Origin of the sequence: Streptomyces coeruleoprunus (assembly GCF_039542925.1) — a bacterium.
Lineage (GTDB): Bacteria > Actinomycetota > Actinomycetes > Streptomycetales > Streptomycetaceae > Streptomyces > Streptomyces coeruleoprunus.
In genome coordinates this window covers 2,277,227-2,291,045 of the sequence record NZ_BAABIT010000001.1, presented here as the reverse complement: position 1 = coordinate 2,291,045, position 13,819 = coordinate 2,277,227, and the positions used below count along the sequence as shown (strand labels likewise).

Here is a 13,819-nt window from a genome sequence, read left to right as displayed (position 1 = left end):
ATACGTGCCCGCACACCCCTTCCTCCCACGCCCGCCCGCCTGTTCCATGGGCGTGGGGGTGAAGGGGCATGACCGTATTACGGGTGGTACGCGCCCTGCGGGGCACTGGTGCGCGGCTGTGGGTCGGCCTCCCGGACGGCCGGTGCGTCGCCTGGTACGACCCCGGCAGCGGCCGGGTGAGCCTGCTGGCCGAGGCGTACGGGGAGGAGGCGCTGGCGGCGCTCGCGCCCCATGTCACCGAAGAGGTGACGGTCGGCCCGCCCCCCGTGCCGACGGCAGCCGAGCTGGCCGGGCTGGCCCTGCACCCCGACGACGACCTGGCGCCCAACCGCCCCGGCGAGGACCTGCTGACCGCGCCCCGCCCGCCGGCCGGCCGCTTCCACCGGGACCCGTACGCCGCCGATCTGGCCGCGCTGCAACGCGTGGGCGACGCCCTCGACGGGCTGGAGGCCGCGGGGTGGCGCGTTCTGCACGCGGTCCCGCTGCCCGACCGGGGCCGCATCGACCACCTGGCGATCGGCCCGGGCGGCACCCTCGTCGTCCACACCGTGGCGGCCCGCCGCACCCGGGTGCGCATCACGGACCCGCTGGTCACCGTGGGGCGCGCCGAGCCCCGCCCCCTGCTGAGCCGGCTGCGCCGCGACGCCGACCACGCGGCCCGCGCCCTTGCCACGGCGGTACGCCCGGTCCTGGCCGTCGCCGACCCGTCCCGCCTGCCGGTCCCGCCCGGCCTGCTCGACATCCGCGTCCTCCGCGCCGACCAGATCCCGGCCCTGTCCCGCCTGACGGGCGCCCTGAAACCCCCGGAGGCGGAAGCCCTCCACACCAGGGCCCGGAACCGCCGCACGTGGTGGAACGACTGAACCGACGGCCCCGGCGCCCGACGCCCGCCCCACCCACCGGGCTGAATCCCCGCCCACCGGCGACTAGAGCCCCGCACGCCGTGCGAGGACTGAAAGCGTGGACCTCCCCCGTATCGCCCCCATGCTCGCCACGCCCGGCACCCTCCCACCCCCCGCCCGCGACGAGGAGTGGGCGTACGAGACCAAGCAGGACGGCCAGCGAGCGATGTTCTACCTGCCGGGCGACGGCACCCTGCTGCTGCGCTCCCGCTCCGGCGAGGACATCACCGCCGCGTACCCGGAGCTGGCGCCCCTCGCGGCCGCGCTTCCGCCGGGGCTCGCCGCGGTGCTGGACGGGGAGATCGTGATGCTGGACGAACGGGGTCACAGCGACTTCGCCCGGCTCCAGCCCCGCATGGGCCTGCGGGGTTCGCCGGCGCGGGCGAGGCAGCTGGCGGCGCGCGACCCGGTGCACGCGGTCCTGTTCGACGTGGTGCACCTCCGGGGCAGGCTGCTCACCGCACGCCCCTGGACGGACCGCCGCCACGAACTCGAACAGCTGTCCCTCCACGGCCCGGCCTGGTCCACCCCGGGCGCGGTGGTGGGCCACGGCGAGACCGCCCTGCGCGCGACCCGCGAGCACGGGCTGGAGGGCCTGGTCTGCAAGCGGATCGCCTCCCGTTACGAACCGGGCGTACGCTCCCGCAACTGGATCAAGATCCGCAACATGCGCACCGCCGACGTCGTCATCGGCGGCTGGCTGCCCGGCGCGGGCCGGCTGTCCGGCCTGCCGGGCTCGGTCCTCATGGGCCAGCGCCACGCGGGCGGCCTGCGGTACGTGGGCAGCGTCGGTACGGGCTGGAGCGAGCCGGAGCGCGCCGCGCTGGCCCGGCTCCTGCACCTCGCCGAGATCGACGAGTGCCCCTTCACCGAGGTGCCGCCCGTGGCGGGCGCGCACTGGGTGCTGCCGCGCCTGGTGGGGGAGGTGCGGTACTCGACCCGCACCCAGGCGGGCATGCTGCGTCAGCCTTCCTGGCTGCGCCTGCGCCCGGACCTGGCCCCGGAGGAGTCCTCGGCGGACTTCGAGTAGAGCGGCGCGAGGAGGTCCCCGTACCGCTGGACACGGGCGGCCATGTCGCCCAGCAGGAAGACCAGCTGCCCGGGCGAGCCGCAGGCCTCGACCTCCTCCCAGGTCACGGGGGCCGACACGGCCGGCTGCTCCCGGGCCCGCAGCGTGTACGGGGCGGCCGTGGTCTTCGCGGCGGCGTTCTGGCTGTGGTCGACGAACACCTTCCCGGGCCGCAGCGCCTTGGCCATCCGGTGCACGACGAGCTTCGGCAGTTCGGCCTCCGCCTCCTGGGCGAGGTGCTTGGCGTACGCGGACACCTCGTCCGACGGCATGGGCTCGACCGCCGCGTACAGGTGCAGCCCCTTCGCGCCGGAGGTCTTCGCGTACGCGTCGAGCCCGTCGGCGGCCAGCCGCTCCCGCAGCCACAGGGCGACGCGGCAGCAGTCGACGACGGTGGCGGGTGCGCCCGGGTCGAGGTCGAACACGAGCCGGTCGGCGACGGCCGGGGTGTCGGCGAGCCACTGCGGGGTGTGGAACTCCACCACGAGGTTCGCCGCCCACATGAGTGAGGGCAGGTCCTCGACCATGACCTGCCGTGCGCCCGGATCATCCGTCCGGGGCACCGGCACCGTGCTCACCCAGTCGGGGGTGCCGGGGGGCGGATTCTTGGTGAAGAAGACCTGCCCGTCGGGGCCGTCCGGATAGCGCAGGAAGGACAGGGGACGCCCGCGCAGATGCGGCAGCAGCACGTCGGCGACGGTCGCGTAGTAGTGGAGGATCTCCCCCTTGGTGGTCCCGGTGGCGGGATGGATGACCTTGTCGAGATTGCTGAGCGCGAGGCGCCGCCCCTCCACCTCCGTGATCGGCGTCATACGATGAGAATCCCACGATTCCGGTACGAAAGGGATGAACCGTGCGATCCATATGGAACGGCGCTATCTCATTCGGGCTGGTCAGCATTCCCATCAAGCTGGTGAACGCCACCGAGAACCGCTCGGTCTCCTTCCGCCAGATCCACGCCGAGGACGGCGGCAGGATTCGCTACCGCAAGGTCTGCGAGCTGGACGGCGAGGAGGTCTCCCAGTCGGAGATCGGCAAGGCGTACGAAGAGGCCGACGGGACCATGATCCCGATCACCGACGAGGACCTCGCCGCCCTGCCGCTGCCCACCGCGAAGACGATCGAGATCGTCGCTTTCGTACCGTCCTCCGAGATCGACCCGCTCCAGATGGACGCGGCGTACTACCTCCAGGCGAACGGCGTCCCCGCCGCCAAGCCGTACACCCTCCTGAGGGAGGCCCTCAAGCGCAGCGACCGGGTCGCCATCGCCAAGTTCGCCCTGCGCGGCCGCGAACGCCTCGGCATGCTGCGGGTCGTCGACGACGTGATCGCCATGCACGGCCTGCTCTGGCCCGACGAGATCCGCAACCCCGACGCCGTGGCCCCGGACACCTCCGTCTCCGTCCGCGAGGCCGAGCTGGATCTGGCGGACGCGCTGATGGACACCCTGGGCGAGGTGGACATCCACGAGCTGCACGACGACTACCGCGCGGCGATGGAGGAACTGATCGCCGCCAAGGCGGAGGGCGCCCTGGAGGCCCCGCCGAAGCCGGAACGCGAGAAGGGCGCGAAGGTCATCGACCTGATGGCGGCCTTGGAGAGCAGCGTCAAGGCGGCCCGCGAGGCGAGAGGCGAGGAACCGACGGAGGCGGCCTCGGTCACGGAACTCCCCGCCCGCAAGAGAGCCGCGAAGGCCCCACCGTCCCCGAAGCCGGCGGCGGGCGCCAAGAAGTCGACCTCCAGAACGGCGAAGAAGACAGCGGAGTCCCCCACCCGCAAATCGACATCGGCGCAGAAGAAGACGACGGCGAAGAAGACCGAACCGAAGAAGACCCAGGCGAAGAAGACAACGGCGAAGAAGGCAACGGCCAAGAAGCCCACGCCCCGCAAACGCCCCGCCTGAGCCCGCTATATACGCAGCGCCCCGGTGAACGGCCCGTGCCCCACCCCGGCTTCGGTCACGGCGAGCCACCCGTGCCCACGCATGGCCGTGTACTCACCCACCCCACTCGGGTCCAGCGAAAGGGCACAGCAGGCAAGGCCCACGCTGCACTCGGAGGTGGCATTGTCCTCGTACGCCTCCTCGTCCTCCCCGAGGGGGGCCTCCCACTCCATCGGCTCCCCGTACCACTCGGGGTCGCTGTGCCGCCAGTAGCTGCGCCGCATGGCACCGTCGACGGCGACGGCCCACACCATGGCATCGCAGTGGTCGTCCTGGAAGAAGAACTGCGCCTCACCGCAGGCAGCACTGATCCGCGACAGCAGATCATCGACGTCCCAGTGCATCTCCCACAGGGCGGTATCGGCATACACCAGCCGCCAGCCGTCCAGCTCAGGAGTGACGAACACCCGGAAGGCACTGCGCTCGGCCCCGCCCTCCTCCCTCACCACGGCGACGTCGTCCTCCATGGCGGACAACCCCATGGAGAGGGTGCAGGGCCGCCGGTCGTGCAGCCCCATGGCGTCGAAGAGCCCCTCGTACGTGGCACCGGGGACGGCCAGCCAACGATGCTCGGGCAGGGTGTCCGGGACATCGGCCGCGATCTTGATCCGCACGAGCCGCTCCAGCACCTCCAGATCCCGCTCGCCCAACTGGGCTTCACCCCCGATGAGGCCCAGCGCGGTGAGCGCATACCGCCGCAGGTGCCCGGGCCCACCCCGCCGGATACCCCGCAACGTGTCCCCGGAGTTCCGCCCGACGGCCCGCACGGTCTTCTCGGCGTGATAACGCGTATAGGAATCCCCGTCACCCAGAAACGGCAGCACATCCACCAGGGCACCGGCCGCGGCCTCACCCAGATTCTGCAGCCCCCCGAGCGCCTGCTGCCGTATCTCCTTCATGGGGTGGCCCAACGCCCCCACGTACTGCGGCAGGCACCGCTCGTCGAACGCCCGCAGCACATGCCCCAACTCCCACCAGTCGGGCACCTTCTCCGCCCGTGCCCGCGCCGCCACCACGGCATCGAACGCCGGCGGCCCGATCATCACGAGCGCGTCGCGCACCCCCCACATGGCAGTCCGCCCGACCTGCCCGAGCGCGGCCACCAGCCCCGGCACAGCGGCGGCCCCCGGCTCGGCCAGCTGCCGCGCGACCCGCCGCTTCAACTCCTCGTCGCGGCCGGCCTTTTCGAGCTCCGCGATCAGCGCACCTTGATCCATACCCCCGACCTTAGCGGCGCCCACTGACAGGCCAGGGGCCGCCGAGAGACCGCGGAAGGCGGGCCCGCGACCGAGATAGCCTGAAGAGGAAAGAGAGAGCGCCATGATGCCCCCTCCCCGCCACGTGCCGGGTCCCGAGGACCTGGTCGACGCCGCCCGTGCTTCCGGCGTGACCGACGAGCGTCTGATGCGTGCGCTCAGTGCGACCCCGCGGGCGGCTTTCGTACCGGCGTCCCAGCAGGCATCGGCGTACGCGGACGTGCCGATCCCGATCGGTCATGACCAGGTCACGACGCAGCCCTCACTCGTGGCGATGATGGTCGCCGCGCTCGGCCTCACCGGCGACGAGCGGGTGCTGGAGGTCGGCAGCGGCCACGGATTCCAGACCGCGTTGCTGGCCCGCCTCGCCGCGCACGTGGTCGGCGTCGAGCGGTGGCCGGACCTGGCGGAGCAGGCCCGCACCAACCTCGCCGCCCGGGCCATCGACAACGCCGAGATCGTCGTCGGCGACGGCACCCTCGGCGTGGCGGGCCGGGCCCCGTTCGACGCGATCGTGGTCTGCGCCGCCTTCCCCGAGGTGCCGCCGCCACTGGTCGCACAGTTGGCGACCGGCGGCCGCCTCGTGCAGCCGATCGGTCCGGGCGGCCGGGAGCGGGTCGAGCTGTACGAGAGGACCGGGCGGGGACTCGTACGCCGCCGGACCGTCGTCCCCGCCCATTTCGTCCGCCTCTACGGCGAGCACGGCTACACCCCCACACCCCCGTCCGGGAACGCCGGCTGACATGGTGCGAGTCCTCGGCGTCGACGCGTGCCCGGCCGGATGGCTGGCGATCGAGCTCCACGACGGCCGCTTCACCGCAGCACGGGTCGCCGCCACCCTCCGCTCCCTCCTGCCCGGAGGGGCAGCCGGAGACCTCGCGGTCGTGGCCGTGGACATGCCGCTGGGCCTCCTCGACACGGGGTGGCGGCGTGCGGACACGGAGGCTGCGGCCCTGCTGGGACCGCTCAGGAGCAGTGTCTTCCGGGTGCCGCCGCGCGCGGTGTGGCAGGAGAAGGAGTACGAGGACGCACGAGACAGGTGCCGCGAACTCACGGGCGCCGGGCTGAGCCGCCAGACCTGGGCGCTCGCGCCGAAGCTCCGCGAGGCGAACGCCTGCTTGGCGGAGCCGGGGGGCGACGGGCTCTTCGAAGTGCACCCCGAGGTGTCGTTCCGGGCCCTCGCGGGCGGGGCGGCGCCGCTCCACCGCAAGAAGAGCTGGGCAGGGCAGATGGCCCGCCGCTCGCTCCTCGCCACGGCCGGAATCGTCCTCCCGGACGACCTGGGCGACGCGGGCCGCACCCCACCCGACGACGTACTGGACGCGGCCGCCGCAGCATGGACGGCCCACCGCATCGCCCACGACCTGGCCCGCTCCCTCCCGGACCCACCCGAACGCGACGCGCAGGGACGTCCGGTCGCGATCTGGTACTGACCGGCACTCGGCCCGTGCATGAACGACGAAGAGCGGGACTCAAGGAAATGAGTCCCGCTCTTCGTATCAGGCACATGCGCTGGCCAGCGGAGTGATCACGCTGTTCCGGCTTCTGTGCCCCCGGCAGGATTCGAACCTGCGCACACGGCTCCGGAGGCCGTTGCTCTATCCCCTGAGCTACGGGGGCGTCCGCCGTGTTTCTCGGCGACGGGTAGAACCCTACCAGCTCCCGTGGGGTGCCTGTGAACAGGTATTTCCGGAGGGTGTGTGGCGTGAGGTCGCCTCCTGGGGGTGGAAGTGGCGAAAACCCGGACGCAGGGGTGCGGCGCCACCTACTCTCGAGTTGTGTCAGGCATGTCCGGCCGGGTGCTGGTTGTCGACGACAACCGGGTCATTCGGCAGCTGATCAGGGTCAACCTCGAGCTGGAGGGCTTCGAGGTGGTGACCGCGGCCGACGGTGCCGAGTGTCTGGAAGTCGTTCATCGGGTGCGGCCCGATGTCGTGACCCTCGACGTCGTCATGCCCCGCCTCGACGGTCTGCGGACCGCCGAGCAGCTGCGGTCCGACGCGCGGACCGCGCACCTGCCCGTCGCGATCATCAGCGCCTGCAACCAGCACGAGGTGGAGAGCGGCCTCGACGCCGGGGTGGACGCCTTCCTCGCCAAGCCCTTCGAGCCCGCCGAGCTGGTCCGACTCGTCCGGCGGCTCATGCACCGCGAGACCCCGCCCCCCATGGACGGCAGCCACGGCGGCGTGGGCCACGCCGGCACCACTCGCGGCTGACCCACAGGGGGACACCCCCACCCCGCGCCCACATCGCGAAACCGGTTCGCGTTGGCACCCCCCTCCTCCCATACGCTTGTCCCGTGACCCCCGCAGATCTCTCGCTCACCGTGCTGCACGCCGTGCGCCGCGCAGTCGGTGACGGAGCGCTGCGCGGACTCGACGGACAGTTGCCCGAGCGGGTGGTCATCGAGCGGCCCCGCCCCGGCGGCTGCGGCGACTGGGCCACCAACGCCGCCCTCCAGCTCGCCCGCCCCGCCGCCATGCCGCCCCGGCAGGTCGCCGAGGTCCTGCGCGACCGGCTCCTCGACGCACCCGGCGTCCAGCGCGTCGACATCACCGGGCCCGGCTTCCTGAACCTCACCCTCCACCCCGAGGCCCGCGCCCAGAGCAGCGGCGGCGTCGTCCACGCCATCCGCCGCCACGGCGTCCGCTACGGATACGGCGACCACCTCGCCCACCTCGGCGACATCACCTTCACCGCACCCCGGCACGTGCGCGCCTCCGTCGTCACCGAGACCGTCGTCGCGCTTCTGCGCAGCCAAGGGGCCCGTGCACGGGTCGGCGACGGCAGCGAGGCCGTCCACGTCCTCCCCGTCCCTTACGACGTCCACGCCGCCCTCGGCCCCGACGCCGCCCGCTGGGCCCTCCTGCGGCCCGCCCCCCACGACCGCGTCCAGGAACCGGAAGCCCTTGTCCGGCAGACCGAGGACAACCCCTTCTTCACCGTCCGGTACGCCCACTCCCGCGCCCGGGCCCTCCTCCGCAACGCCGCCGACCTCGGCTTCGGCCCCGAGGGCCAGGACGCCCCCGAGGTCCACGACGCCCACCAGGTCCAGGCCGACCCCGACCGGACCCGCCTCCTGGCGGCCCTCGCCGACTACCCGTCCGCCCTCACCGCCGCCGCCCGTCTCCGTGCCCCCGACCGGCTCGCCCGGCACCTGGAGGTCGTTGCCGACGCGCTCCTCGGGTTCCAGCACACCGTGCTGCCCCGTGGGGACGAGAAACCCTCGGCCGCCCACCGCTCCCGGCTCGCCCTCGCCGAGGCCGCCGGGACGGTGCTGGCCGGCGGCCTGTCCCTGCTCGGCATCAGTGCCCCTGATCACCTGTGAGAGCTGTGAGAGAGACATGAGCCGTTCCGCACACCCCGCCGGGCCCCGTCACGCCGACGTCCTCCCCGAGGGCCACTACACCGCGCCGCCCGCCGACCTCAACCGGCTGGAGGAGAAGGTGTGGGCGCGGACCGTCCGGCGCGACGAGGACGGGGTCGTCACTGTCGGCGGCATCGAAGTGACGCGTCTCGCCGAGGAGTTCGGGACGCCCGCCTACATCCTCGACGAGGACGACTTCCGTGCCCGCTGCCGCGCCTGGGCCGATGCCTTCGGCAAGGACGCCGACGTGTTCTACGCCGGGAAGGCCTTCCTGAGCCGTGCCGTCGTGCGGTGGCTGCACGAGGAGGGCCTCAACCTCGACGTGTGCTCCGGCGGCGAGCTGGCCACCGCCCTGTCCGCCGGCATGCCCCCCGAGCGCATCGCCTTCCACGGCAACAACAAGAGCGAGGAAGAGATCCGGCGGGCCGTCGAGGCCGGCGTCGGGCGCATCGTGCTCGACTCCTTCCAGGAGATCGTGCGCGTCGCCCACATCGCCCAGTCCCTCGGCACGCGGCAGCGCGTCCAGATCCGCGTGACCGTCGGAGTCGAGGCGCACACCCACGAGTTCATCGCCACCGCGCACGAGGACCAGAAGTTCGGCCTCGCCCTCGCCGGCGGGCAGGCCGCCGAGGCCGTGCGCCGGGCGCTGAAGCTCGACGGGCTCGAACTCATCGGCATCCACTCGCACATCGGGTCCCAGATCTTCGACATGGCCGGGTTCGAGGTGGCCGCCCGGCGCGTCGTCTCCCTGCTCGCCGAGGTGCGCGACGAGCACGGCGTCGAGCTGCCCGAGATCGACCTCGGCGGCGGGCTGGGCATCGCGTACACGCCGGACGACGATCCGCGCGAGCCGCACGAGATCGCCAAGGCGCTCAACGAGATCGTCACGCGGGAGTGCGAGGCCGCCGGGCTGCGGACGCCGCGCATCTCCGTGGAGCCCGGGCGGGCCATCGTCGGGCCCACGGCCTTCACGCTCTACGAGGTCGGCACCATCAAGCCCCTGGAGGGGCTGCGCACGTACGTCTCCGTCGACGGCGGCATGTCCGACAACATCCGGACCGCGCTGTACGACGCCGAGTACAGCGTCGCCCTCGTGTCCCGGACCTCCGACGCCGAGCCCATGCTCAGCCGGGTCGTCGGCAAGCACTGCGAGAGCGGGGACATCGTGGTGCGGGACGCGTTCCTGCCGGCCGACCTCGCCCCCGGTGATCTGATCGCCGTGCCCGCCACCGGGGCGTACTGCCGGTCCATGGCCAGCAACTACAACCACGTGCTTCGCCCGCCCGTCGTCGCCGTCCGCGACGGTGAGGCGCGGGTGATCGTCCGGCGTGAGACGGAGGAAGATCTCCTGCGTCTCGATGTCGGCTGATGAAATAGATGTCTCAGGATCCGGACGGGGGATAGAAACTTCCGTCCGGTGAGTGAGACTGGACCACCGTAGAAATACGCAGAAGTATCAAGAAACGAGGTCGGATGATGCGTACGCGTCCGCTGAAGGTGGCGCTGCTGGGCTGTGGAGTGGTCGGCTCAGAGGTGGCGCGCATCATGACGACGCACGCCGACGACCTCGCCGCCCGCATCGGGGCCCCGGTCGAGCTCGCCGGGGTCGCCGTCCGCCGGCCCTCCAAGGTCCGCGAGGGCATCGACCCCGAGCTGATCACCACCGATGCGACCGCCCTCGTCAAACGCGGCGACATCGATGTGGTCGTCGAGGTCATCGGCGGCGTCGAGCCCGCCCGGACCCTCATCACCACCGCCTTCGAGCACGGCGCCTCGGTCGTCTCCGCCAACAAGGCCCTCCTCGCCCAGGACGGCGACGCGCTGCACGCCGCCGCCGAGGAGCACGGCCAGGACCTGTACTACGAGGCCGCCGTCGCGGGCGCCATCCCGCTCATCAGGCCCCTGCGCGAGTCCCTCGCGGGCGACAAGGTCAACCGGGTGCTGGGCATCGTGAACGGCACCACCAACTTCATCCTCGACAAGATGGACACCTCCGGCGCCGGGTACTCCGAGGCGCTGGACGAGGCCACCGCGCTCGGGTACGCGGAGGCCGACCCGACCGCCGACGTCGAGGGCTTCGACGCCGCCGCCAAGGCCGCCATCCTCGCCGGGATCGCCTTCCACACCCGCGTACGCCTCGACGACGTCTACCGCGAGGGCATGACCGAGGTCACCGCCGCCGACTTCGCCTCGGCGAAGCGGATGGGCTGCACCATCAAGCTGCTCGCCATCTGCGAGCGCGCCGCCGACGGCGAGTCCGTCACCGCGCGCGTGCACCCCGCGATGATCCCCCTCAGCCACCCGCTCGCCTCCGTCCGCGGCGCCTACAACGCCGTCTTCGTCGAGGCCGAGGCGGCCGGGCAGCTCATGTTCTACGGACCGGGCGCCGGCGGCTCGCCGACCGCGTCCGCCGTACTCGGCGACCTGGTCGCCGTCTGCCGCAACCGCCTCAACGACGCGACGGGACCCGGCGACTCCGCGTACACCCAGCTGCCCGTGAGCCCCATGGGCGATGTCGTCACGCGGTACCACATCAGCCTCGACGTGGCCGACAAGCCGGGCGTCCTCGCCCAGGTCGCGACGGTCTTCGCCGAGCACGGCGTATCGATCGACACGGTCCGCCAGCAGGGCAAGGACGGCGAGGCCTCCCTCGTCGTCGTCACCCACCGCGCGCCCGACGCCGCCCTCAACGGGACCGTCGAGGCGCTGCGCAAGCTCGACACCGTGCGCGGTGTCGCCAGCATCATGCGTGTTGAAGGGGAGTAAGGACCCATGACCAGCAAGGGCACCCACCAGTGGCGCGGCATCATCGAGGAGTACCGGGACCGCCTTCCGGTCACGGACACGACGCCCGTCGTCACGCTCCGTGAGGGTGGCACGCCGCTCGTCCCGGCCCAGGTCCTCTCCGAGCGCACGGGATGCGACGTCCACCTCAAGGTCGAGGGTGCCAACCCCACCGGGTCCTTCAAGGACCGCGGCATGACCATGGCCATCACCCGGGCCAAGGAGGAGGGCGCGAAGGCCGTCATCTGCGCCTCCACGGGCAACACGTCCGCCTCCGCCGCCGCCTACGCCGTCCGCGCGGGCATGGTCAGCGCCGTCCTCGTCCCGCAGGGCAAGATCGCGCTCGGCAAGATGGGCCAGGCCCTCGTCCACGGCGCGAAGATCCTCCAGGTCGACGGCAACTTCGACGACTGCCTGACGCTGGCCCGTGCGCTGTCCGAGAACTACCCGGTCGCGCTGGTCAATTCGGTCAACCCCGTCCGCATCGAGGGCCAGAAGACCGCCTCGTTCGAGATCGTGGACATGCTGGGCGACGCCCCCGACATCCACGTCCTGCCCGTCGGCAACGCCGGCAACATCACCGCGTACTGGAAGGGTTACACCGAGTACGCGAACGACGGGATGGCCACGCGCCGGCCGCGCATGTGGGGCTTCCAGGCCTCCGGCTCCGCGCCGATCGTGCGCGGCGAGGTCGTCAAGGACCCGTCGACCATCGCCACCGCGATCCGCATCGGCAACCCGGCCTCCTGGCAGTACGCGCTGGCCGCCCGGGACGAGTCCGGCGGCTTCATCGACGAGGTGACGGACCGTGAGATCCTGCGCGCCTACCGGCTCTTGGCCGCGCAGGAGGGCGTCTTCGTCGAGCCCGCGTCCGCCGCGTCCGTGGCCGGCCTGCTGAAGGCCGCCGAGCAGGGCAAGGTCGACCCGGGCCAGACCATCGTCTGCACGGTCACCGGCAACGGCCTCAAGGACCCGGACTGGGCGGTCGCCGGAGCGCCCCAGCCCGTCACCGTGCCCGTCGACGCGGCCGCCGCCGCCGTACGGCTCGGCCTGGTCTGACGCCGCTCCCGCCGCGCCCCGCCCGGGCGCGGCGAGCCCCGGCACACGCCCCGGGGCGGCCGCGCGGGCCCCTGACCCGCACAGCAATGCCCGTAGGAGCACAGGAAGGCACACGACACGCATCGTGCGCCTCCTGTGCGCCCTATGTCGCCACAGAACCTTCCTTCGATAGGCTGTACCGAACCCACCCCGCCGCCCACGCCGCGGGTGATGATGCCGTTGGTGGATGTCGACGGGGCGATGTCGACGCCGATACGGCCCCATGGGTCCTCGTACGTCTGGCAGAGGTACGGCCGTACCGACGCCGCGCAGTACACCTCCCCGCCCCATCCCCATCCCCCCGCAGGTCCAGATCAAGGAGAGTCAACGAGCGATGGCCGGTCCCGCGTTCCGCGCCGCCGCCGTCCGGGTGCGCGTCCCCGCCACCAGCGCCAACCTCGGCCCGGGCTTCGACGCCCTCGGCCTGTCGCTGGGGCTGTACGACGACGTCGTCGTCCGGGTCGCCGACTCCGGGCTGCACATCGACATCGCCGGAGAGGGCGCCGACACCCTCCCGCGCGACGAGAGCCATCTCCTCGTCCGCTCCCTGCGCACGGCCTTCGACCTGCTCGGCGGCCAGCCCCGCGGCCTCGAGGTCGTCTGCGCCAACCGCATCCCGCACGGGCGCGGCCTCGGCTCGTCCTCGGCCGCCATCTGCGCGGGCATCGTCGCCGCCCGCGCCGTGACCATAGGCGGCGACAGCCGGCTCGACGACGCCGCGCTGCTGGAGCTGGCCACCGAGATCGAGGGGCACCCTGACAACGTCGCCGCGTGCCTGCTCGGCGGCTTCACCCTGGCCTGGACCGAGGGCGGCGCCGCCCGGGCCATCAGAATGGATCCCGCGAATTCCATCGTTCCGGTGGTTTTCGTGCCCGGAAAGCCGGTACTCACCGAAACGGCCCGTGGGCTTCTTCCCCGGACCGTTCCCCACGTGGACGCCGCGGTCAACGCAGGCCGTGCCGCGCTGCTCGTCGAGGCCCTCACCCGGCGCCCCGAGCTGCTGCTGGCCGCCACCGAGGACCGGCTCCACCAGGAGTACCGGGCTCCGGCCATGCCGGAGAGCATCGCCCTGGTCAACCGGCTGCGCGCCGACGGCGTGCCCGCGGTCATCTCCGGCGCGGGACCCACGGTCCTCGCGCTGGCCGAGGACGGCGCGGCGGAGAAGGTCGCGCGGCTGGCGGGCGAGGGCTGGGCGGCCAATCGGCTCGCCCTCGATGTCGCCGGCGCCAGTGTGCTGCCGCTCGCTCCGTAAATAGCGCGGCACGGCGGATTGCCGGAAACACGGATTGCCGGTGTGGGAGAGGGGGAATGTTTGTTGGAGCCGGTAGTGTTAACCTCAAGTCTGCACCCGACGTCTTTGTGGCGCGGTGCTCCGTGTCCCCATCCGGGACCACCATTCTT

The 13,819-nt window shown here is 72.3% G+C and carries 13 protein-coding genes and 1 tRNA gene; 11 read left to right on the top strand and 3 right to left on the bottom strand.

The genetic code is table 11. The annotated features are described in order from the left end of the window. Nucleotides 1-68 precede the first annotated feature (68 nt). Both ABEB09_RS09650 and ABEB09_RS09645 read left to right on the top strand, forming a co-directional pair. Nucleotides 69-863 (top strand): nuclease-related domain-containing protein, encoded by a 795-nt coding sequence (locus tag ABEB09_RS09650; protein ID WP_345689103.1) that lies wholly within the window; start codon nucleotides 69-71, stop codon nucleotides 861-863. 97 nt (nucleotides 864-960) lie between these two features. Beyond that, the gene (locus ABEB09_RS09645; protein WP_345689101.1) at nucleotides 961-1,932 is read left to right on the top strand and encodes an ATP-dependent DNA ligase; all 972 of its coding nucleotides are present in this window, start codon (nucleotides 961-963) and stop codon (nucleotides 1,930-1,932) included. Here ABEB09_RS09645 and ligD read toward each other — a convergent pair. After that, nucleotides 1,866-2,783, bottom strand: coding sequence for a non-homologous end-joining DNA ligase (gene ligD, locus ABEB09_RS09640; RefSeq protein WP_345689099.1), 918 nt, complete (start codon nucleotides 2,781-2,783; stop codon nucleotides 1,866-1,868). The genes ABEB09_RS09645 and ligD overlap by 67 nt on opposite strands. A gap of 41 nt (nucleotides 2,784-2,824) precedes the next feature. Here ligD and ku point away from each other — a divergent pair, with 41 nt between their 5' ends. Beyond that, nucleotides 2,825-3,874 carry a non-homologous end joining protein Ku gene (gene ku, locus ABEB09_RS09635; RefSeq protein WP_345689097.1) on the top strand — a complete coding sequence of 350 codons (1,050 nt, stop codon included), beginning with the start codon at nucleotides 2,825-2,827 and terminating at the stop codon, nucleotides 3,872-3,874. A gap of 5 nt (nucleotides 3,875-3,879) precedes the next feature. Here ku and ABEB09_RS09630 read toward each other — a convergent pair whose 3' ends face one another. Then, nucleotides 3,880-5,130 carry a hypothetical protein gene (locus ABEB09_RS09630; RefSeq protein ID WP_345689095.1) on the bottom strand — a complete coding sequence of 417 codons (1,251 nt, stop codon included), beginning with the start codon at nucleotides 5,128-5,130 and terminating at the stop codon, nucleotides 3,880-3,882. A 103-nt stretch (nucleotides 5,131-5,233) separates the two neighbouring features. Here ABEB09_RS09630 and ABEB09_RS09625 point away from each other — a divergent pair, with 103 nt between their 5' ends. After that, the gene (locus ABEB09_RS09625) at nucleotides 5,234-5,911 is read left to right on the top strand and encodes a protein-L-isoaspartate(D-aspartate) O-methyltransferase (RefSeq protein WP_345689093.1); all 678 of its coding nucleotides are present in this window, start codon (nucleotides 5,234-5,236) and stop codon (nucleotides 5,909-5,911) included. A 1-nt stretch (nucleotide 5,912) separates the two neighbouring features. After that, entirely contained in the window at nucleotides 5,913-6,602 is a 690-nt protein-coding gene (locus ABEB09_RS09620; RefSeq protein ID WP_345689091.1) for a DUF429 domain-containing protein, read from the top strand. 115 nt (nucleotides 6,603-6,717) lie between these two features. Here the strand turns inward: ABEB09_RS09620 and ABEB09_RS09615 are convergent. Next, nucleotides 6,718-6,789 (bottom strand) — tRNA-Arg (locus ABEB09_RS09615). A 167-nt stretch (nucleotides 6,790-6,956) separates the two neighbouring features. Between ABEB09_RS09615 and ABEB09_RS09610 the strand changes: the two genes are divergently transcribed. The 6 genes from ABEB09_RS09610 to thrB all read left to right on the top strand — a co-directional run bounded on the left by ABEB09_RS09610 (nucleotide 6,957) and on the right by thrB (nucleotide 13,670). Then, nucleotides 6,957-7,385: a response regulator gene (locus tag ABEB09_RS09610; RefSeq protein ID WP_345693888.1), complete on the top strand. Its 429-nt coding sequence runs from the start codon at nucleotides 6,957-6,959 to the stop codon at nucleotides 7,383-7,385. A gap of 83 nt (nucleotides 7,386-7,468) precedes the next feature. Then, on the top strand, nucleotides 7,469-8,497 hold the full coding sequence (nrtL, locus tag ABEB09_RS09605; RefSeq protein ID WP_345689089.1) for an ArgS-related anticodon-binding protein NrtL: 1,029 nt from the start codon (nucleotides 7,469-7,471) through the stop codon (nucleotides 8,495-8,497). 16 nt (nucleotides 8,498-8,513) lie between these two features. Beyond that, nucleotides 8,514-9,905, top strand: a complete 1,392-nt coding sequence (gene lysA / locus ABEB09_RS09600) for a diaminopimelate decarboxylase (protein ID WP_345689087.1) — start codon at nucleotides 8,514-8,516, stop codon at nucleotides 9,903-9,905. Nucleotides 9,906-10,012: 107 nt separating this feature from the next. Then, nucleotides 10,013-11,302, top strand: coding sequence for a homoserine dehydrogenase (locus tag ABEB09_RS09595; protein WP_345693887.1), 1,290 nt, complete (start codon nucleotides 10,013-10,015; stop codon nucleotides 11,300-11,302). Between the two features lie 6 nt (nucleotides 11,303-11,308). Beyond that, nucleotides 11,309-12,379: a threonine synthase gene (thrC, locus tag ABEB09_RS09590; protein ID WP_345689085.1), complete on the top strand. Its 1,071-nt coding sequence runs from the start codon at nucleotides 11,309-11,311 to the stop codon at nucleotides 12,377-12,379. 373 nt (nucleotides 12,380-12,752) lie between these two features. Then, nucleotides 12,753-13,670 (top strand): homoserine kinase, encoded by a 918-nt coding sequence (gene thrB, locus ABEB09_RS09585; RefSeq protein WP_345689083.1) that lies wholly within the window; start codon nucleotides 12,753-12,755, stop codon nucleotides 13,668-13,670. The last annotated feature ends 149 nt before the right edge of the window (nucleotides 13,671-13,819 follow it).